Annotated in this window: 19 protein-coding genes; 8 read left to right on the forward strand and 11 right to left on the reverse strand. The window is 73.3% G+C overall.

Annotation, left to right across the window (positions count from 1 at the left end):
- Positions 1–16: 16 nt before the first annotated feature.
- The gene (locus tag AGRA3207_RS35415; RefSeq protein ID WP_231331624.1) at positions 17–880 is read right to left on the reverse strand and encodes a hypothetical protein; all 864 of its coding nucleotides are present in this window, start codon (positions 878–880) and stop codon (positions 17–19) included.
- Between the two features lie 249 nt (positions 881–1129).
- On the opposite strand from AGRA3207_RS35415, the gene AGRA3207_RS35420 reads away from it, so the two are divergent.
- Complete coding sequence (locus tag AGRA3207_RS35420) at positions 1130–2296, forward strand: acyl-CoA dehydrogenase family protein (RefSeq protein ID WP_231331626.1); 1167 nt, start codon at positions 1130–1132, stop codon at positions 2294–2296.
- Positions 2297–2451: 155 nt separating this feature from the next.
- Entirely contained in the window at positions 2452–3255 is an 804-nt protein-coding gene (locus AGRA3207_RS35425; protein WP_231331628.1) for an SAM-dependent methyltransferase, read from the forward strand.
- Between the two features lie 53 nt (positions 3256–3308).
- On the opposite strand, the gene AGRA3207_RS35430 is transcribed toward AGRA3207_RS35425, so the two are convergent.
- A complete protein-coding gene (locus AGRA3207_RS35430) occupies positions 3309–4259 on the reverse strand; it encodes a hypothetical protein (protein WP_231331630.1) in 951 nt (316 codons plus the stop codon).
- Positions 4260–4444: 185 nt separating this feature from the next.
- Positions 4445–5332, reverse strand: coding sequence for a helix-turn-helix domain-containing protein (locus AGRA3207_RS35435; RefSeq protein WP_231331632.1), 888 nt, complete (start codon positions 5330–5332; stop codon positions 4445–4447).
- Positions 5333–5489: 157 nt separating this feature from the next.
- On the opposite strand from AGRA3207_RS35435, the gene AGRA3207_RS35440 reads away from it, so the two are divergent.
- The 3 genes from AGRA3207_RS35440 to AGRA3207_RS35450 all read left to right on the forward strand — a co-directional run bounded on the left by AGRA3207_RS35440 (position 5490) and on the right by AGRA3207_RS35450 (position 7782).
- The gene (locus tag AGRA3207_RS35440) at positions 5490–6290 is read left to right on the forward strand and encodes an ArsR/SmtB family transcription factor (protein WP_231331634.1); all 801 of its coding nucleotides are present in this window, start codon (positions 5490–5492) and stop codon (positions 6288–6290) included.
- 80 nt (positions 6291–6370) lie between these two features.
- The gene (locus tag AGRA3207_RS35445) at positions 6371–6775 is read left to right on the forward strand and encodes a nuclear transport factor 2 family protein (protein WP_231331635.1); all 405 of its coding nucleotides are present in this window, start codon (positions 6371–6373) and stop codon (positions 6773–6775) included.
- Positions 6776–6843: 68 nt separating this feature from the next.
- Positions 6844–7782: a ribose-phosphate diphosphokinase gene (locus AGRA3207_RS35450; protein WP_231331636.1), complete on the forward strand. Its 939-nt coding sequence runs from the start codon at positions 6844–6846 to the stop codon at positions 7780–7782.
- 7 nt (positions 7783–7789) lie between these two features.
- On the opposite strand, the gene AGRA3207_RS35455 is transcribed toward AGRA3207_RS35450, so the two are convergent.
- The 3 genes from AGRA3207_RS35455 to AGRA3207_RS35465 all read right to left on the reverse strand — a co-directional run bounded on the left by AGRA3207_RS35455 (position 7790) and on the right by AGRA3207_RS35465 (position 9431).
- Entirely contained in the window at positions 7790–8065 is a 276-nt protein-coding gene (locus tag AGRA3207_RS35455; protein ID WP_231331637.1) for a hypothetical protein, read from the reverse strand.
- A 526-nt stretch (positions 8066–8591) separates the two neighbouring features.
- Positions 8592–8780: a DUF5999 family protein gene (locus tag AGRA3207_RS35460; RefSeq protein ID WP_067462513.1), complete on the reverse strand. Its 189-nt coding sequence runs from the start codon at positions 8778–8780 to the stop codon at positions 8592–8594.
- Positions 8781–8939: 159 nt separating this feature from the next.
- The gene (locus AGRA3207_RS35465; RefSeq protein ID WP_231331638.1) at positions 8940–9431 is read right to left on the reverse strand and encodes a hypothetical protein; all 492 of its coding nucleotides are present in this window, start codon (positions 9429–9431) and stop codon (positions 8940–8942) included.
- 393 nt (positions 9432–9824) lie between these two features.
- Here AGRA3207_RS35465 and AGRA3207_RS35470 point away from each other — a divergent pair, with 393 nt between their 5' ends.
- A complete protein-coding gene (locus tag AGRA3207_RS35470; RefSeq protein WP_231331639.1) occupies positions 9825–10115 on the forward strand; it encodes a hypothetical protein in 291 nt (96 codons plus the stop codon).
- On the opposite strand, the gene AGRA3207_RS35475 is transcribed toward AGRA3207_RS35470, so the two are convergent.
- The 3 genes from AGRA3207_RS35475 to AGRA3207_RS35485 are packed head-to-tail and all read right to left on the reverse strand — an operon-like array spanning position 10112 to position 14225.
- A complete protein-coding gene (locus AGRA3207_RS35475) occupies positions 10112–12496 on the reverse strand; it encodes a P-loop NTPase family protein (protein ID WP_231331640.1) in 2385 nt (794 codons plus the stop codon). The two genes, AGRA3207_RS35470 and AGRA3207_RS35475, sit on opposite strands and share 4 nt — an antisense overlap.
- Positions 12493–13380, reverse strand: coding sequence for a hypothetical protein (locus tag AGRA3207_RS35480; RefSeq protein ID WP_231331641.1), 888 nt, complete (start codon positions 13378–13380; stop codon positions 12493–12495). Before AGRA3207_RS35480 ends, AGRA3207_RS35475 begins: the two co-directional genes overlap by 4 nt.
- Before the next feature lie 17 nt (positions 13381–13397).
- Positions 13398–14225: a hypothetical protein gene (locus AGRA3207_RS35485; protein ID WP_231331642.1), complete on the reverse strand. Its 828-nt coding sequence runs from the start codon at positions 14223–14225 to the stop codon at positions 13398–13400.
- A 393-nt stretch (positions 14226–14618) separates the two neighbouring features.
- On the opposite strand from AGRA3207_RS35485, the gene AGRA3207_RS35490 reads away from it, so the two are divergent.
- Positions 14619–15134 carry a YbaK/EbsC family protein gene (locus tag AGRA3207_RS35490; RefSeq protein ID WP_231331643.1) on the forward strand — a complete coding sequence of 172 codons (516 nt, stop codon included), beginning with the start codon at positions 14619–14621 and terminating at the stop codon, positions 15132–15134.
- 49 nt (positions 15135–15183) lie between these two features.
- Here the strand turns inward: AGRA3207_RS35490 and AGRA3207_RS35495 are convergent, their stop codons facing one another.
- Both AGRA3207_RS35495 and AGRA3207_RS35500 read right to left on the reverse strand, forming a co-directional pair.
- A complete protein-coding gene (locus AGRA3207_RS35495) occupies positions 15184–16275 on the reverse strand; it encodes an FAD-binding protein (protein ID WP_231331644.1) in 1092 nt (363 codons plus the stop codon).
- A 2-nt stretch (positions 16276–16277) separates the two neighbouring features.
- Positions 16278–16745 (reverse strand): MarR family winged helix-turn-helix transcriptional regulator, encoded by a 468-nt coding sequence (locus AGRA3207_RS35500; RefSeq protein ID WP_231331645.1) that lies wholly within the window; start codon positions 16743–16745, stop codon positions 16278–16280.
- Between the two features lie 114 nt (positions 16746–16859).
- On the opposite strand from AGRA3207_RS35500, the gene AGRA3207_RS35505 reads away from it, so the two are divergent.
- A complete protein-coding gene (locus AGRA3207_RS35505) occupies positions 16860–17312 on the forward strand; it encodes a DoxX family protein (RefSeq protein ID WP_231331646.1) in 453 nt (150 codons plus the stop codon).
- Positions 17313–17554: the final 242 nt, after the last annotated feature.

Raw genomic sequence — 17554 nt, forward strand, 5'->3', positions numbered from 1 at the left:
GATCGGACGGTCCCGGCTACGCCTCGACGAAGATCAGATCTTCGGGCGGGCGGGTCAGGCGGACGGTCCGGCCGTCCACCTCGACGACCGTGTCCAGCCCGGTGGCGTGGGCGGCGGAGATGACGTAGAGCCGGTCGTCCCGCGTGGCGAGGAACGCGCCGAACCCGTCGAGGCCGGGATCCCCGCCGCCGAGCGCGAAGTAGTCGGCGAGGCGCCGGTACAGCTTGGGCAGCAGGACGAGCCGCTCGTCCAGGTCGGCGACCTCGGTGATGGTGGCGCCGGAGGTGGTGACGTCCCGCGCCCACACGCCCGTCCCGGCGGCGCGGGCCTTCTCGGTCGCCGCGGTCAGTTCCTCGCGGAGGTCGGGGAAGAGCTTGCTGTAGAACGTCGGGTAGACGAGGCCGTCGGCGACGAGCCTGTGGTTGGCGCTCTTCCTGAGCAGGGCCGCGTCGACGCGGACCGGTGCGAGGTCGTCGTGGTCGGCCTCCCCGGCGAACGCGAACGACACCGGCCGGCCGTGGACGTCGGCGAAGCGCGTGAGGATGTATCCGGGCGCCTGCTCCGGCGACGCCTGGACGACCCGCTCGCCGTCGTGCCGCACCTCCTGGAAGCCGAGCAGGCCGAGCAGCCGGTCGCGGGCGGCGTGCGCCAGGTCCAGGGGCTGGTGGTGGGAGTGCCCGCCGTGGGTGGTCGGCGCGTAGTGCGTCTCCAGGGCGTCGATGGCGTCGAGGCGGAGCTGCGCGCCGCCGGTCTTGTTCACCCGCGCCCTCAGCCGGATCTTGGTGAACGCCTCGCGGTCGTCCGGGACGAACCGGACGGAGTCGCCGTCGGGCTCGGTGCGGAGGATGCGGTACTGGCCCTTGATGAGGCTCAATGGCATGGGGTTCCCTCTCCCTCGCCGGCGCCACCCGCCGGCGCCGGCGTGACCGGCACAAATGACGGTAACTCTGGGCACATCAGTCGTCACTGGACTGGGCCGATACCGGTATGTGTCCGGCTTTGGCCAGGAAAGTGAGCCGCGTGCGGGGGTGGTCGCGGCGCTTGACGGGGCGCGGAGGGCTCGATTATTTTGGCGTCCAAATATTGGTCGTCCAAGTAATACGCCCCGACGTGGCCCCGCGGAGGAATGATGAGCGACTTTCCCATGTACGCGCCGTCGGAGGAGCACGAGCTGCTGCGGGCGACGGTGCGGGAGCTGGCCGAGGCGAAGATCGCGCCGTTCGCGGCCGAGGTGGACGAGGAGTCGCGGTTCCCGCAGGAGGCGCTGGACGCGCTGGTCGGTCACGGGCTGCACGCGGTGCACGTGCCCGAGGAGTACGGGGGCGTCGGCGGGGACGCGCTGGCGGCGGCGATCGTGATCGAGGAGGTCGCGCGGGTGTGCGCGTCGTCGTCGCTGATCCCCGCGGTGAACAAGCTGGGGACGGTGCCGCTGCTGCTCGCGGGGTCGCCGGAGCTGCGGGAGCGGTACCTGGGGCCGGTGGCCTCGGGGGAGGCGATGTTCTCCTATGCCCTGTCGGAGGCCGAGGCGGGCTCCGACGCGGCCGGGATGCGGACGCGGGCGGTGCGCGACGGCGACGGGTGGGTGCTCGACGGGGTGAAGTCCTGGATCACCAACGCGGGGGAGTCGCGGTACTACACGGTGATGGCGGTGACCGATCCCGAGAAGGGCGCCGGGGGCATCTCGGCGTTCGTGGTGGAGGCCGGCGACCCGGGCGTGTCCTTCGGGCCGAAGGAGCGCAAGCTGGGGATCAAGGGGTCGCCCACGCGCCAGGTGGTGCTGGAGGGCGTGCGGGTGCCCGGCGACCGGATGATCGGGGCGGAGGGGACCGGGTTCAAGACGGCGCTGGCGACGCTGGACCACACGCGGATCACGATCGCGGCGCAGGCGCTGGGGATCGCGCAGGGGGCGCTGGACTTCGCGCTGGGATACGTGCGGGAGCGGCGGCAGTTCGGGCGCCCGGTGGGCGACTTCCAAGGCGTGCGGTTCATGCTGGCGGACATGGCGATGCGGCTGGAGGGGGCGCGGCAGCTGACCTACCACGCGGCGGTGAAGTCGGAGCGGGCGATGCGCGGGGAGCGGGTGGCGGATCTGACGCTGGTCTCGTCGGCGTGCAAGGCGCTGGCGTCGGACGTGGCGATGGACGTGACGACGGACGCGGTGCAGCTGCTGGGCGGGTACGGCTACACCCGCGACTTCCCGGTCGAGCGGATGATGCGCGACGCCAAGATCACCCAGATCTACGAGGGGACCAACCAGATCCAGCGGCTGGTCATCGCCCGCCAGCTCCTCGGATAGCGGGCGGCGCCCGCGACCGCGGTGGACGAGGACTGAAACGCGGTGTGAGGGGGAAATGGCCGACTGTGGCGGCGGGACGTGTCCGCCCTGTCCCCGCGGGCGCCGCGGGGTGAGGATGGACACCACCGGTGACACCGCGAGCAGGGGAGGCGCGCATGAGCGACCAGGGTCCGGAACCGGAGATCGACACCACCGTGTCGCACGTGGCGCGCATCTGGAACTACTGGCTCGGCGGCAAGGACAACTACCCCGTGGACCGCGAGGTCGGCGACCAGATCCTCGGGATGCTGCCGGACGTGGCGCGGCTCGCGCGCGCGTCCCGGCTCTTCCTCAACCGGGTGGTGTGGCACATGGCGGCCGAGGCCGGCATCCGCCAGTTCATCGACATCGGGACGGGCCTGCCCACCGTCGACAACACCCACGAGGTGGCCCAGCGGGCGGCGCCCGAGTCGCGGATCGTCTACGTCGACAACGACCCGCTCGTCCTCGCCCACGCCCAGGCGCTGCTCACCAGCACCCCCGAGGGCGCGACCGCCTACATCGACGCCGACCTGCGCGATCCCGGCCACATCCTTGAGGCCGCCGCCGGGACGCTGGACTTCTCCCGGCCGATCGGGCTGACGCTGATGGGCATCCTGGAGTTCATCACCGACGACGACGAGGCCTACTCGATCGTGCGGCGGCTGCTGGACGGGCTGCCTTCCGGCAGCTACTTCGCCATGTACGACGGGACGAACGTCGTCCATGGCGAGGCGTCCGACCGGATCGTGGAGGTGTGGAACGCCTCGGGCAACGCGGGCCTCGTCCTGCGCAGCCCCGAGCAGATCACCCGGTTCTTCGACGGGCTGGAGCTGCTGGAGCCCGGCGTCGTCTCGGTGACGCGCTGGCGGCCCGAGGTGACGGTTGGGGAGCCCCCGGAGGCCGTCGACGCCTTCGGCGGCCTGGGCCGCAAGCCCTAGCCGGGGTCCCCCTCACGTCCGCCCGCACCTCGATCAGCCGTCGCCTGGCACGGTCAGGCGCCTTCCGGCCCCCCGGCGGGCGCGAACCACGACGGGTCCGCGAGGGCGGCCCCGGTCCCCTGCAGGATCTCGGTGATCTTGAAGGCGGCGTCCAGCAGCCCGCCTCCGACCGCGGCCTTGTAGTAGGCGAGCGCCGTCGCCGGCGCGCCGGCCCCGGCCGCCGCCTCGCCGAGCCGGAAGGCGTGCTGCGCCGCCTGATGGTGGTCGAGCCCGTTGGGGCTGGCGTCCAGCAGGTCGAGGGCCTGCGGGTGCTCGCCCGCGGCGGCCTCGATCAGCAGCGCGACGGCCTCGGGGCCCCGCGTCGAGTCGGTGCCGATCAGCACCGCCACCCGGTAGACGGCGTCGGCGTCACCCTCCGCCGCGCGCTCGACGAGCTCCCGCCCGTGCTCCCCGTAGTCGGCGACCGCCGCCCGCTGCGACACCGTCAGCCGCACCGGCACCGTCGCGCCCGGTGCGCCCGGCCCGTCCGCGGCCCGGTCGAAGTCCCGTCCTCGCGGGGCCTCCGGCGCGGGGACGGTGCCCGCCACACGGGGTTCGGGGATCAGGCCGGGGGGACCGCCGGTCTCCGTGGCGTCCGGTGGAGGTGCGGACGGCGGGGCGGAGGGCGGCCCCTGGGCGGCGCGGAGCCGGGACTGCCAGTGGGGGAGGGTGCTGATGCCGGGGTCGGACGAACGGACGCCCGTCTCCCAGGCGCGGCGCTGGCAGCACAGGATGAAGCTGGCCACCCAGGCCGAGGTCGGCACCCGCTTCCGGCGGCCCGCCAGGACCTCGAACACCGCGGTCGCCGACAGGACGGGAAGGCCGCGCCTCCCGTACAGCTCGCCCAGGTGCTCGGAGGTCTCGGCGAGCTTACGGTAGGGAGGCCGGTTGCAGGATTCGTAGAACGCGTTGAGTTCGGCGATGAAGTCTTCCGGCCCCGTGGGCCGGGCGCTGTCGTCGGTCATGTCTGGTCGTCCTCATTGTCCGTGCCTGCGGACCATGGTCTCTATCGTCATGCTGCCAGGCGTATCGGACGTCCGGGGGCGCGCCGCCCTGATGAGCTGTCCTGTCTCGTTCTGTGCGCCGGTCATGGCAGTCCGGGAGGGTGGTGAACGCCCCGATTCACGATGTTCGTAGCCGTTTGTGGCTATTACAGGTCGCGGAGGAGGCCCAGGAGGATCGACTGCGTGGCGCGGGCGGGGGCCGCCTTCACCACGAGCCAGTTCATGACGTGCCAGTAGCAGGTCACCGCCTCGGGATCGGTGGGGTACACGGCGCCGTTGAGCCGCTCCAGGTACACGACGTCCGGCAGTTCGGGCTCGGGCGGGCGCAGCAGCGTGAAGGAGCCTCCGGGCACCACGGGCGCCTGCGCGTTCAACGGCACCACCTGGAGCGTCACGTGCGGCAGGTCGCAGGCGTCCATCAGGTGCTCCAGCTGCGCGAACGCCACCGAGCGGTTCCCGAACGTCCGGTGCAGGGCCGCCTCGTCGATCACCGCCCAGAGCCGCACCGGCGGGGACCGGTGCAGGATGCCCTGCCGCCGCGCCCGCAGCCGGACGAGGCGGTCCGCCGTGGCCCGGGGCAGGCCGCGGCACTGCGCGGCGCGGGCGTAGTCGGTGGTCTGCAGGAGTTCCGGGACGGCGTGCGTCTCGTACGTCCTGATCACGCTCGCGGACTGCTCCAGCCCGATGTAGGGCTCCTGCCACGGCGGGATCACGTCCTGGAAGGCCGACCACCAGCCGGGGACGTTCGCCTGGCGGGCGAGGCCGAGCAGTGTGGCGCGCGCGGCATGGTCGGTGACCCCGTACGCCGTGCACAGGTCGGCGACTTCGCGGAGCCGGAGCCGGATCCGCCCGACCTCCAGCCCGCTGATCCAGTCCTCGGGCATGCGGAGCGCGGCGCCGGCATCCTCCAGGCTGTACCCGTCCGCCTCGCGCAGCCGCCGCAGCTGGGCGCCGAGCACCATGCGCGGGACCGACGGCCCTGCCTCCGAGGCCCGGTGGCGACCATGGTCGGCTTGCTCGACTGCGGCTGTCATGTCTGCTCTCTGCGCGGTGTCGCGGAGGACGGCCCCTGGACGATGCTACGACGGCCCGTCCTGGCGCGCCGGTGCTTTGCCGCCGCCTTGACATGCAGCCGTACGGCTGCCTATAGTCACTCATGCAGCCGAACGGCTGCATGTTGATGGGACGAGGATGGACGAGGTGTTCAAGGCGCTGGCCGATCCCAGCCGCCGCAGGCTGCTGGACAGCCTCAACGCCCGGAACGGGCAGACCCTCCGGGAGTTGTGCGCCGGGCTGGACATGGCCCGGCAGTCGGTCAGCAAGCACCTGGCCGTGCTGGAGGCCGCCAATCTGGTGACAACGGTGTGGCGGGGCAGAGAGAAGCTGCACCATCTCAACGCCGTCCCGATCAACGCCATAGCCGAGCGCTGGATCAGCCGGTACGACCGCGCGCGGGTCCAGGTGCTCGCCGACCTGAAGACCGCTCTTGAGGAGGCCCCCATGCCGGACGGCCCGTTCGTCTACACGATCTACATCGACACCACGCCGGAGCGGCTCTGGCAGGCCCTGACCGATCCGGCCTTCACCAGCCGGTACTGGGGGGCGGCCTTCGAGACCGACTGGCGGCCGGGCTCGGCGATGGCCTGGACGGAGCGTGGCGTGACGATCACCGATCCGGACCAGGTCGTCCTGGAGTCCGAGCCGCACCGCCGCCTGTCCTACACCTGGCACACCTTCACCCCGGAGTGGGCGGAGGCGGCCGGCGTGGGCGAGGACGTCCGCGCGGACTTGGCTGCCGAGGGCCGCTCCAAGGTCACCTTCGAGATCGAGCAGCTCGACGGGAAGGGCACGGTGAAGCTGACGGTCACCCACGCCGACGCCGGGCCGACGCTGCGCGGCATGGTCGGCGGCGGCTGGCCGGAGATCGTCTCGGCGCTGAAGACGCTGCTGGAGACCGGCCGGCCCCTCGGCGAGGGGGCGCCGGCCGCGTGAGCGCGGGCGCGATTGCCCCGGAGGGGGTTCCCCGTTAACGTAAACGGGGAACTCCCCATTTATTTCCGGAGGACGCCGCCATGCCGCTCACCCAGGAAGACCGCACGGCCATCGCCGAGCTGATCGCCTCCCACGGCCATCTCGTCGACGAGGGGGAGCTCGGCCGCATGGGCGAGGTCTTCACCGACGACGTCACCTACGACGTCACGGACCTCGGCTCCGGCCCGATCGTCGGCCTCGACGCCCTCCGCGAAGCCGCGCTGGCCCTCGGCGACGGCAACCCGGTCGCGCACCACGTCACCAACGTGATCATCGCCGGGACGCCCGGCGGCGGGGCCCGCGCCACGTCCAAGGGCCTCGGCGTCCGCGCCGACGGCACGTGTGCGAGCGTCACCTACCGGGACGTCCTCGCCCGCACCCCCCAGGGCTGGCGGATCACCCACCGCGTCGTCCACGCCCGCCGGACCCCTCTGGCCGCGTCCTGACGCCGGCCGCTCCGGGACGGCGGGCACTAGCATGGCCCCGGCCGGAGTCGATCACTTGGGGGCCGCCGGTGCGAGAGATCGTCGTGTTCAGCGGGAGCGCCCATCCCGGCCTGGCGGCGGAGGTGTGCGCGCACCTCGGGGTCCCGCTGAGCCCGGTCCGCGTCGACCGGTTCGCCAACGACTGCCTGGAGGTGCAGCTCCAGGCCAACTGCCGTGAGCGGGACGTGTTCCTGGTCCAGCCGCTCGTCGCGCCCGTCCAGGAGCACCTCGTCGAGCTGCTGCTGATGTGCGACGCGGCGCGCGGCGCGTCCGCGAGCCGGATCACCGTCGTGATGCCGCACTACGCCTACGCGCGCTCGGACAAGAAGGACGCGCCGCGCATCTCCATCGGCGGGCGCCTGGTCGCCGACCTGCTCGTCGCGTCCGGGGCGGGCCGGGTGCTGGCGATGACGCTGCACTCGCCGCAGGTGCACGGCTTCTTCTCCGTCCCCGTCGACCACCTGCACGCGCTGCGCGAGCTGGCCGAGCACTTCCGCCGGTACGACCTGTCGCGGACGACCGTCGTCTCCCCGGACCTCGGCAACGCCAAGGAGGCCGCCGCCTTCGCCCGGCTCCTCGGGGTGCGGGTGGCGGCCGGGGCCAAGCAGCGCTTCGCCGACGACCGCGTCCAGATCAGCGCCGTCATCGGGGACGTCGCGGGCCGCGACCTGATCGTCCTGGACGACGAGATCGCCAAGGGCAGCACGGTCCTGGAGTTGCTGGACCGCCTGCGCGAGCTCGGCCCCCGGTCGATCCGGGTCGCCTGCACGCACGGGCTGTTCGCCGCCGGGGCCCTCCGGAGGCTGTCCGCCCAGCCCGACGTGCTGGAGATCGTCTGCACCAACACCGTGCCCGTCCCCGACGGGGACGGCAAGCTGAAGATCCTCTCGATCGCCCCCGCGCTCGCCGAGGCCGTCCGGCGCATCCACGACGGCGAGTCCGTGAGCGCCCTGTTCGACGCGCCCTGACGGCCGCCTAGCGGTCGCGGAGCATGCCGCTGCCGCCCGGCTCCTCCTCGCCGTCGCTGGGCTCCATCTCCAGGTACTCGTCGTCGGGCCAGAGCTCGTCGGCGAGGCCGGCGAGGTACTCCTCGTCGCCCTGGTCGAGCTCGGCGGTCATCGACTCGGGGTGGACGGCGGGGATCACGGGGGGAGCGGTCTCGGGCAGGGGGGACGCCATGGGCCGGAACAGGTTGGGCAGGCACAGGCCGAACAGGGCGACCAGTGATACGAGGACCAGGACTGTGATCACACCACCCCGTCCTTTCGCGGTCGAGTTCCACATGATTCTTGCGTAAGGAGCAAAACACTTGAACGCTACCTGGATGATCTAGCGGATGGGAGCCCCGACATGCGGAACGACGGAGACGATCGGTCCGCCGTGCCCCCCGGGCGGGCGCGGGCGGGCTCGGGCCGTCCGGACCCCCTTTCCCCAGGCTGACGCGATCCTCGCGCCGCGGTGCCACGACACGCGGGCGGCGGCGCAGGCGATGCGGCGGGCGCGCGGGCGGGCGTGCGGCAACGGCACGATACCGACCGGCTCGGACAAGATCGCGCAGGGTGAGGGCATGATCGCCCAGAGTGCGGGCCCGGGATCGGGCGGGGCGGCGGGGATCCGCGAGGGACTCGGCGAGTGTGCGACCGGACCTGGCACGGGCGCGGCGCAGAAAGAAAGCGGGCGCGACGCAGTGAGGGTGGGCGCGGCGCAAAGGGTGGACGGGCGCGGTCGGGGGGAGGTGGCCGTTGCGCGCGGGGGGAGGGCGGGGCGCCGCCGGTGTCTAGGCGGCCGTCGTCGGACGGTGCGGTGCGATCACGCGGCCGTCGGGCAGGAGCTCGCCGGTGTCCTCGAAGACGACGATGCCGTTGCAGAGCAGGCTCCACCCCTGCTCGGGGTGGTTGGCGACGGTGCGGGCGGCCTCGCGGTCCAGCGCGTCCGGGGTCGGGCAGGGCGGCTGGTGCGGGCAGATCGGCCGGGGTTGAGCGGTCACGGGTTCCTCCACGGTGTCCCTAGTGATTAAGGACATAGTTGAAGCCTGCCGTCGCTCGTCCGAAATATGCAAGTGGATGGGGAATTCTTTACCTTGCGCGGTGTGTGGATCACGGCAAGATCGGGCATTTAGGGACGTTCAGTGCAGAAGCCCGCCGTCCGGCTCGTCGCCGTGGTCGACGTCGAGGCCGACGACGGAAGTGCATCCCGTGCAGATCCACTCCGCGATGACCGCCTCGGGGTTGGTGCTGTGCGTGCGGTACGGGCGGTCCACGCGGCGCCGCCGCATCCCGTGCCCGCACGAGGAGTGCAGGAGCCGGCCGCACTGCGGGCAGGGCCACACGTCCTCGCGGCGGAGATTGCACTGGGGGCACATCGGGGACTCGTAGTCCTCGGACGGGCCGCCGGGGTCCAGTTCACCGCGCCACTCCTGCTCCAGGTCGAGGTACTCGTCGGCAGGCCAGTGGTGGTCGGCCAGCCAGGCGAGGTACTCCTCGTCGCCCGGATCGAGGACGGCCGTCAGCGACTCGGGATGCGCGTCGGGGGAGCGGTGGCGGCGCCGGCCGCGCCGTGCGGCTGCCAGCAGCGTCAGCAGACCGAGGAGCACGGCCGCGGCCAAGCCTGTCGCCATGGGCATCGCGGCGTCCTTACATGATCTTGTGGCGGGAAAGTCCGATCATGAATTCACTTCACAAAACGCTGCGAACGCTACAAGAAAGGGTCTTAACGGAAAAGTCGATCAGAAAAGATTCTTTGCGCGAGTCGCGGCGGGGCCGGTGTCCGAAACCAGGCCCAACCAGGGGCCAGAACCCCTGCTGCCTGGGAGATCCGGGACGCGTGGCCGTCCTGGCGACCATACGGCGGGCGGCTCCGGTTTCACTGACCGCTGAATCCGGGGTGATCAGGCCCCCGCCGTGGCAGGACGTGCGGCGGCCGACGCGGCGCGGGCGGCGGACGCCTGGAGTTGGGCGCGCCTTCACCCCGGCGCAAGGGCCGCGACACGCGGTGATGCGGGAATGACCCCATGCGCGAGGAGACCGCCCCGCACGACGAGGTGCTCGCCCGGTTCACCGGCGCCCGGCTCTACGAGCACGGCGAGGACGGGACCGCCTACCTCGCCGAACGCGGCGGCGTCCCCTACCTGCTGGTCCGCCCGGAGCCCGCGTCCCCCGACATGACGGTCATCGCCTTCGACGACGAGCTGGAACGCGCCTCCCACCTCGCGGGACGCGCCTCCCACCTCGCCGGACGCGCCGTCCCGCCGCCGCGCCCGCCATCGCATGCCCTCGCGCGCGCCGTCCCGCCGCCGGATTAGGCCCCGTCTCCACGGGGTTCGTCCGGGAGGTCGCGGATCTCCGCCTGGAGGGCCCTGTAGACCCGCGGCCCGAGGCTGAACAGGAGGGAGTCCGGCCCCTCGACGTCGGCCGGGCGCAGCCGCGGCTGGAGCGGCGTGCTGCCGTCCGGCCTGCGCGCGAGCAGCGCGGGCAGCGTGTGCACGGGCAGCGCCAGGTAGGTGTCGTCGTAGGTCTCGCAGAGACCCACGAACCCGCTGGAGTCGTCGGTCGGCCAGGACTCGGCGAACCACCGCTCGGCCGCCGCCCGGAACTGCTCGGCCGCCGACTGGAGCGCGGCCCGCACGCCCAGCGCCGTCACCGCGTCGCGTGAGAAGCGGGGGGCCTCGACGAGCCTGCCCTCGCTGAAGCGGCGCTCGGAGTCGCGGGCGAGGACGTCGAGCTTCTCCAGCAGTCCCATCGTGACGTCGAACTCCACCGCGATCCGCGGCGGCAGCGGTCCGTCCTGCCCGCCTTCCTCCGCCTCGGCGGCCTCGTCCGGCGTGTCCTCGGGCCGCGGGCCCCTGAGCCTCCTGCGGCCGGATCTCTCGGCCGGGGCGGGCTCGGTGACCTGCGGCACGGGCATGTCGCCCAGGGCGCGGATCATCTCGGCGCTCCGCTCGGCGCTGGCGAGGGTGGCCTGGTACAGCTCCCGCCCCTCCACCAGGAGGGCCTTCTGGCCGACGAGCTCGTTCTCCAGGTGGTGCAGCGCCGGGCGCAGCTCGGTGACCGTCTCCAGGACGAGCGCCTGCTGGCGGCCGAGGCGTTCGACACGGTCGCGCAGGGCGGTCAGGGCGTCCTCGTGGACGGCCCTCTCCAGCCGCTGCATGATCCCTTTGACGGCGGCGTCGAAGTCCTCGGCGAAGCGGCGGGCGCTGTAGACGAGCGGCGGCCGGTCGCCCGTCCCGGCGAGCCGGGGCGCGAGGGCGTCGGCGAGGTGCCCGTTGACGACGATCAGCACCGCGCGGGCCGTATCGTCCCCGCGGATGGCCTCGGCCCGCCGCGCGAGCCCGTCGACCTGCTGCTCGTACAGGACGGAGTCGCTGAGCAGCACCGCGCATCCGGAGCCGTCCTCGCCCTCGGGGACCCAGAAGTCGGCGCGGGCGTCCCTGCGGCCGCCGGGCGCGTGGTCGGTCTCGAACAGCCAGCCGCCGGCGTCGAGCACCCGGGCGATCGCGGCGCGCACGTCGTCGCGGCTGGTCAGCTCGAACTGCTCGCGCGCCACCTCGCGGATCATCGGGCGGGTCACCGCGGTGCCCGCGGCGGCGGCGTTCTGGTAGGCGTGGTAGCAGAGTTTGATGATCTTGCGTGCGGTCCCGCCGGCCAGTTCCACCAGGTAGGCGAGGGTGTCGTCGTCGAACGGGCCGAGGGTGCGGCCCGCGCCCGCGCGCTCCTGCGCGTCCAGGATGTACGCGCGGGTCTCCTCCAGGCCGAGCGCGGACGGCCGGACGATCGATCCGATCCGCTGCCGCGCGTCCTCCGGGAGGGCCTCCAGGAAGTCGGGAAGGCCGCACAGGACCAGGAAGGCGCGCGCCCCGGTGAAGATCTCCAAAAGCTTCTTGAACGCGAGGATCGCGTCGGCGGCGGGCGGGTGCGGCGGGGAGAGGACCTTCTCCAGCTCGTCGATGACCAGGACGAAGCGGCGGTTCTGCCCGCCGTGCAGGAGGGCGAAGACGCCGATCGCCTCCAGCGCGGCGGTGTCGGTGTCGATCGCCGTGGTGATGCCCCGCTCGACCAGGACGCGGTCGGGCGGGACGCCGCGCAGCCACTCCCACACCGCGTCCTCGAACTCCGGGCGCAGGAACAGCGTGAGCGCCGTCCCGAACGCGTCGTTCTCGGTGACGACGCGGAGGCGCTCCTGGAGATCGCGGAGCAGGTCGCTCTCCATCAGCCCGAGCCCGCTGACGACGTCCTCCGCGTCGACCTCGCGCTCGCGCAGCCGCCGGGCCGCCTCCTGGGTCAGCTCCGACCGGCCGAGGGACGCGGCGACGATGTCGGCGTAGTACTCGCCGACGCGGGCGCGCACGTCGGTCTTGGACAGCTCGACCACGAAACGCTGCTGGTACAGGGCGAGGAAGGTGTCGGCGGGCGCGTCCAGGTACAGGTGGCGGACGTGGGCGTCGCCGGGCCGGGAGATGTGGCGGATGATCTCCAGCGCCAGGTGGGTCTTGCCGGTGCCGTACTCGCCGACGACGGCGATGACGTTGCCGGACGCGGACCCGCCCCCGGCGCGGTCGCCCGCGAGGTAGGCGTCGACGAAGCCGAGCGCGCGCTGGACGGCCTGGGTGGGGATCGTGATCGTGTTGAGGGCCGTGTCGGACAGCCGTGCGACCGCCGCCGCCGGGAACGGGTTGCCGCGGCTCATATCCCGCGCGCCGTCCGGAAGTAGTACTCGCTGAAGTCCTCGAAGGTGAGGTCCGGGCCGTTCGCCTGCCCCGAGTCGGCGATCTCCTGGTACTTGCCGTGCAGGAGCATCTGGAGTTCCTTCACCGACATCCGCCCGCGCTTCTCGACGAGGGTGCGCATCGTGTCCTCGGTGACGTCCCGCCACGCGCCGCCGCCGTGCCGGTGCCGGTGCCGGGCGAAGTGGTGGCTGACGTACCGCCATCCGTCCTCGGCGGCCAGCTCGCCGACGCGCAGCTGCGGGACGGGGGTCGCGCACGCGGGGCCGAGCGTGTGCGCGCACGCCGCGGCCACCTGCTCGACGGAGGTCTCGGCGAGCAGGAGCATGCTCTTCCCGGTGAGCCCGGCGATCCTGACGACCTCGTCGGGCACCTCCGAGGGCGGCAGCAGCACGACGGCGATCTCCGACGCGGCCCGCAGCGCCTTGGACAGCGCCGGCGCGACCCGGTCGGGGTCGCCGCGCCGCTCGTCCAGCATCCTCATGGCGTCATCGTCGAACAGCGACTCCAGCTCGTCGGCGAGGCGCTCGAACAGATGCCGGACCCGGCGCTCGCTGTCCCAGCCGCTCCGGCCCTCGCGGGTGAGATCGACGATCTGCGCGGCGTGGCCGGGCGGGGGCGCGCCCTTGACCCACGCCGCGCACCGGTGCATCAGCGACGTCTTCCCGCATCCGCTGCCGCCCGTGGTGAGCACGACCAGGCCGTGGCGCACGACCCTGGAGCCGTCCGCGAGGGCCTTCTGGAACTCCTCGAACGCGGGCTTGGAATGGTCGACCTCGGCGTAGTGGTCGGTGTGCTCGGGCGACTCCCAGGGGCACAGGGGCTCCAGGCCGGGAAAGGGGTTCAACCGCGTTCCTCCTCCGTTCATGTCCTCATCGCGCCGTGGCGGCGCCCGGGGCGCTCCAGCGCCCGCGCCGTCCGCCCGCAGGCGGCGCCCAGGTCGTCGGCGGCGTCCCGCACGCCCTCGGCGCGGGTCCGGCGCTCGTCCGGGCCGAGGTCCCGCCAGCCCTCGGCGAGCGCCGCGCCGAGCGGGCCGGACGCCATGGCGGCGCGCAGGGCCGGGACCGCCGTCCACCGGCGGCGCAGCACCTCGGTCTCGCGGAGCCGGGCGTCCAGCTCCGCGCGGGCGCGGGCGACCTCCCGGTCGGGCGGCTGGGGGCCGATGCTGTGCTCGGTCCACGCCTGCGCGTATCCGGTCGCGGCCTCCGCGAACGCGCGGGCCGCGCTCCGCAGCGCGTCCGCGCGCAGGCGGCCGGCGTCGCGGGCGGCGCGCCACTCGGTGGTGAGCAGGGTGAGGGCGGCGCCGGCGGCGACCGGCAGCAGGACGGCCACCAGCGCCATGAGCCCGAGCCCGCCGCCCGGCCCGCCGGGGGCGGCCGCCGGTTCCTTGGACGCGGTGTAAAAGGCCCTGCACGCCCGTTCGAAGGACTTGGCGTGCTTCGCGCGCCATGCGTCCAGGTCCAGGTCCGCGCCGTCCGCGACGACGTGGCCGGGCCGGGGCGAGGCCGTGGCCAGGCGCAGCGACACGGCCGCGTCCGCGAGACCGGCGCGATGGTCGCGTGCCAGGCAGTAGACGGCGCGGGCGTCCGCCGCGTCCTTGTCGTCCGCCTCGGCCGGGGCGCCGGACGGCCCGAACAGGACGGCCAGGCAACCGCCGACGAGGAGCACGCGTGCCGCCGTCCGCCCCCGCATTCGCCGCCCCTTCAGTTGTGCGCAACCGCACGATAGCGGGGGGTCAGCGGCGTTTGCCATGACTTGGCCGGGGCGGCGGGGGTGTGGTTTTCCGCAGTGCGGGGGTGCGGTGCGCGGCCGGGCGTCCCGGCGCCGGTGGCGTCGCGGGCTGGGCGACCGACCTGATGGACCGGCTGGGCGCGGCTGCCGGTGGTCAGGCTCGCCGACCTCGACCGGACGGAGGCGTGGTCCGCCCGGCACGGCACCAAGGCCCGGCTACGGCCCGCCGCGTCCTCGCCGTCCTGCGGTACCTGGGCTCCTGACCGTGGCAGGCTGGGACGCGGCGGACGACGGCGATCAGGCCCGGGACCGCGCCGCCGCGGCGGCTCCGGCGGGACGGGACGAGGGAGAGGCATGGTCGGAACACTCGACTGGACACCGGCGGGGGACCGCCCGGACCTGCTCGCGGACCCGGTGGCCGCCGCCGTGGGCCCGGTCGGCGGGGAGGTCGCTGCGATCGACCCCGCGCTGGCCGACACCGCCGCCTTCTGCGAGCACTACGACGTCCCCCTGGACGTCAGCGCCAACTGCGTCGTCGTGGCGGCCAAGCGCGGCGGCGAGGTCACCTACGCGGCCTGCATGGTCCTCGCCACCGGCCGCGCCGACGTCAACGGCGTCGTCCGCAGGCACCTGGGCGCCCGGAAGGCGTCGTTCGCGCCGATGGCCGAGGCGACCGCGCTGACCGGGATGGAGTACGGCGGCATCACCCCCGTCGGCCTCCCCGGCGGCTGGCCGGTCCTGGTGGACGAGGCCGTCGCCGCCGCCCCCCACGTGGTCATCGGCAGCGGGCTGCGCGCGTCCAAGCTGCTGGTCCCGGGCAAGGCGCTCGCGGCGCTGCCCGGCGCGCAGGTCATCGCCCTCGCCCAGTGATCCCGCGGCGGGGCCGCGCCCGGGACGGCCAGGGTTCGGGTCCGCCGGATCAGCGCGGGACGGAGTCCACGGCGTAACGGGAGCCGCCTGCGGCCTCGGCACGGGCGAGCAGGGCGCGGTTCGCGGCGAGCATCTCCCCGACCGCCGCCGACCCGGGCGAGGCCGTCCGCAGGAGGCTGAACAGCACCGGGTCGGCGGGCGCGCCGAGCATCGGCAGATGCCCCACGCGCAGCGCCTTGACCAGGACGACGCCGCTGAGGCCGATGTCGGCGGGCGTCATCGACGCGAGCGTGGCCCCGATGACCTCCGTGGCGCGGGACGCGGGCAGGAAGACCATGCCCCACGGATGCGGGCGCGCCCACTCGCCCAGGCCGATCAGTTCCTCGACGTCGGGGCGGAGCCGGTCGGCGTGCTCCAGGAAGGGCAGGTGCTCGGCCTCCACCGCCCCCGGCGGCGGCCCGCCCGAGTACAGGGCGGCCTTGACCTCGAACACCCACCCGTCCTCGGACGGCCTGACCTGCCCGGACAGGTGGTCGGCGCGGACCTCCCGCTGGACGCGCAGCAGGTCCGCCGCGTCGCGGCAGGGGATCGTGCAGGACAGGACCCGGCCGGGGACGGGGACGAGCCGCAGCGTCGCCCCCGTGATCACGCCGTGCCCGCCCAGCCCCGCCCGGACGGCGTCGAACAGCTCCGGCCGGACACCGGGGGAGCAGGTCACCGGCTCTCCGCCGGCCACGACGTCGAGGGCGAGGACGTTGTCCGCCTGGGTCCCGTGCAGATGTGAGGAACCGCCGACGCCGGCCGCCGAGATCGTCCCTCCGATCGTCACGTCCAGGTAGTCGGTCAGGACGGGCGGCGCGAGGCCGTGCGGCAGGGTCGCCTCCAGCACCTCCCGCCAGGTCGTGCCGGCGCCCGCGACGGCGTGGCCGGGGCCGACCTCGGTCACCCCGGCGAGCCCGCGCATGTCGAGGCAGAGGCCGGTGGTCAGCGACTGCCCGAACGTGGAGTGGCCGAGGCCGCGCGGCACCGCGTCCAGGCCGAGAACCGCGGCCTCGCGGACCGCGGCGGCCACCTCCTCCGGTGATTCCGGCCGGACGACCCGGGCCGGAGAGCGCTCGACGACGCCGCCGAAGTCGCGCACCCCTACCGGCTCCGCAGCCGGTCGGCCACGCGGCTCAAGGCGTCCCCGAGCAGGTCGATCTCCTCCGGGGACAGCACGTCGAGCAGGGTCTCGCGGACGACCCGCCGGTGGCCCGGCCGCACGCGGTCGAGCGTGGCGGCGCCCTCCGGGGTCAGCTCGGCCCACACCGAGCGCCGGTCGGTCTCGCAGCCGGTGCGCCTGACGAGCCGGGCCCGCTCCAGCTGCGTGACCTGGTAGGTGAGCCGGCTCTTGGAGACCATCACCTGGCGCGCCAGGTCCGACATGCGCAGCCGGCCGCCCTCGGCCATCCGCAGCTTCACCAGCACCTCGAACTCGGGGTGCGAGAGCCCGCCGTCCCGTCGCAGCTGCTGCTCGATCTCGTGGTCGATCAGGTGCCCGGCGGCCAGGAACGCCACCCAGGCGCGCAGTTCCCGTCCGTCGAGGGACCCGCCCCCGTCCGCTTCGGTCATGAAGATGATTCTAGTTGGCCTCTGATCTGGTGAAAGATTCTAGATGGTATGGATTTGAACCACCTCGCTGGCGTAGGTTCGTTCAGATTTGAACCTTCAAGTAGAGGAGAGCCTATGCATCCCGCGCGCCGGTACCCCCTCCTGCCCGACGCGGGCCTGCTCATCGGCAGGCTCGCGCTGGGCGTGGTCTTCATCGCGCACGGCTGGCAGAAACTGGACGACATGGGGCACGCCGGTGTCACCGCCATGTTCGACGGCCTCGGCATCCCGATGCCGGGCGTGGCCGCCGCCTTCTCCACCTGGGTGGAGCTCGTCGGGGGCATCGCCCTGATCGCGGGAGTCCTGCTCCCGGTCGTGGGCTTGCTGCTCGCCGTGGACATGGCGGGCGCGTTCTGGTTCGTCCACATGGACAAGGGCCTGTTCGCCGACAAGGGCGGGTACGAGCTGGTGCTCGCGCTCGGCGCCCTCGCGGTGCTGCTCGCCCTCGCGGGCGGCGGGCGGTTCTCCGTGGACGCCCTGCTGTTCCGCGGACGTGAGGAGGCCGCCCCCCGGCACTCGGCGGCCTGATCCCGTATCCCGTGCGGGGCCCGCCCCGCCTCGACCGCGCCCCGCGCCGGCGGCCGTTCCGCCCCGGCGCGGGGCCGCGTCGTCCCGGCCCCGGGCGGCACGCCCCGGACGGTGGACGGCATCGTGACGGTGATCTGTGACGGTGATCTGTGACGAAAGTAACTTTCTGCCATAAATCACCCAAAGGTGACAAAACGGTTAACAACGGTCACCTGCATCGAAAGGGATATGGCCCGCTCCAA

The sequence above is a fragment of the Actinomadura graeca genome (assembly GCF_019175365.1).
Classification (GTDB): Bacteria; Actinomycetota; Actinomycetes; order Streptosporangiales; family Streptosporangiaceae; genus Spirillospora; species Spirillospora graeca.

Coding starts and splice junctions, on each gene's coding strand:
- AGRA3207_RS35440 (WP_231331634.1), top strand. CDS start 5,490: ATGGACGAGGTGTTCAAGGCGCTGGCCGATCCCAGCCGCCGCAGGCTG.
- AGRA3207_RS35490 (WP_231331643.1), top strand. CDS start 14,619: ATGGTCGGAACACTCGACTGGACACCGGCGGGGGACCGCCCGGACCTG.
- AGRA3207_RS35425 (WP_231331628.1), top strand. CDS start 2,452: ATGAGCGACCAGGGTCCGGAACCGGAGATCGACACCACCGTGTCGCAC.
- AGRA3207_RS35485 (WP_231331642.1), bottom strand. CDS start 14,225: ATGCGGGGGCGGACGGCGGCACGCGTGCTCCTCGTCGGCGGTTGCCTG.
- AGRA3207_RS35415 (WP_231331624.1), bottom strand. CDS start 880: ATGCCATTGAGCCTCATCAAGGGCCAGTACCGCATCCTCCGCACCGAG.
- AGRA3207_RS35475 (WP_231331640.1), bottom strand. CDS start 12,496: ATGAGCCGCGGCAACCCGTTCCCGGCGGCGGCGGTCGCACGGCTGTCC.
- AGRA3207_RS35430 (WP_231331630.1), bottom strand. CDS start 4,259: ATGACCGACGACAGCGCCCGGCCCACGGGGCCGGAAGACTTCATCGCC.
- AGRA3207_RS35465 (WP_231331638.1), bottom strand. CDS start 9,431: ATGGCGACAGGCTTGGCCGCGGCCGTGCTCCTCGGTCTGCTGACGCTG.
- AGRA3207_RS35470 (WP_231331639.1), top strand. CDS start 9,825: ATGCGCGAGGAGACCGCCCCGCACGACGAGGTGCTCGCCCGGTTCACC.
- AGRA3207_RS35445 (WP_231331635.1), top strand. CDS start 6,371: ATGCCGCTCACCCAGGAAGACCGCACGGCCATCGCCGAGCTGATCGCC.
- AGRA3207_RS35420 (WP_231331626.1), top strand. CDS start 1,130: ATGAGCGACTTTCCCATGTACGCGCCGTCGGAGGAGCACGAGCTGCTG.
- AGRA3207_RS35435 (WP_231331632.1), bottom strand. CDS start 5,332: ATGACAGCCGCAGTCGAGCAAGCCGACCATGGTCGCCACCGGGCCTCG.
- AGRA3207_RS35505 (WP_231331646.1), top strand. CDS start 16,860: ATGCATCCCGCGCGCCGGTACCCCCTCCTGCCCGACGCGGGCCTGCTC.
- AGRA3207_RS35500 (WP_231331645.1), bottom strand. CDS start 16,745: ATGACCGAAGCGGACGGGGGCGGGTCCCTCGACGGACGGGAACTGCGC.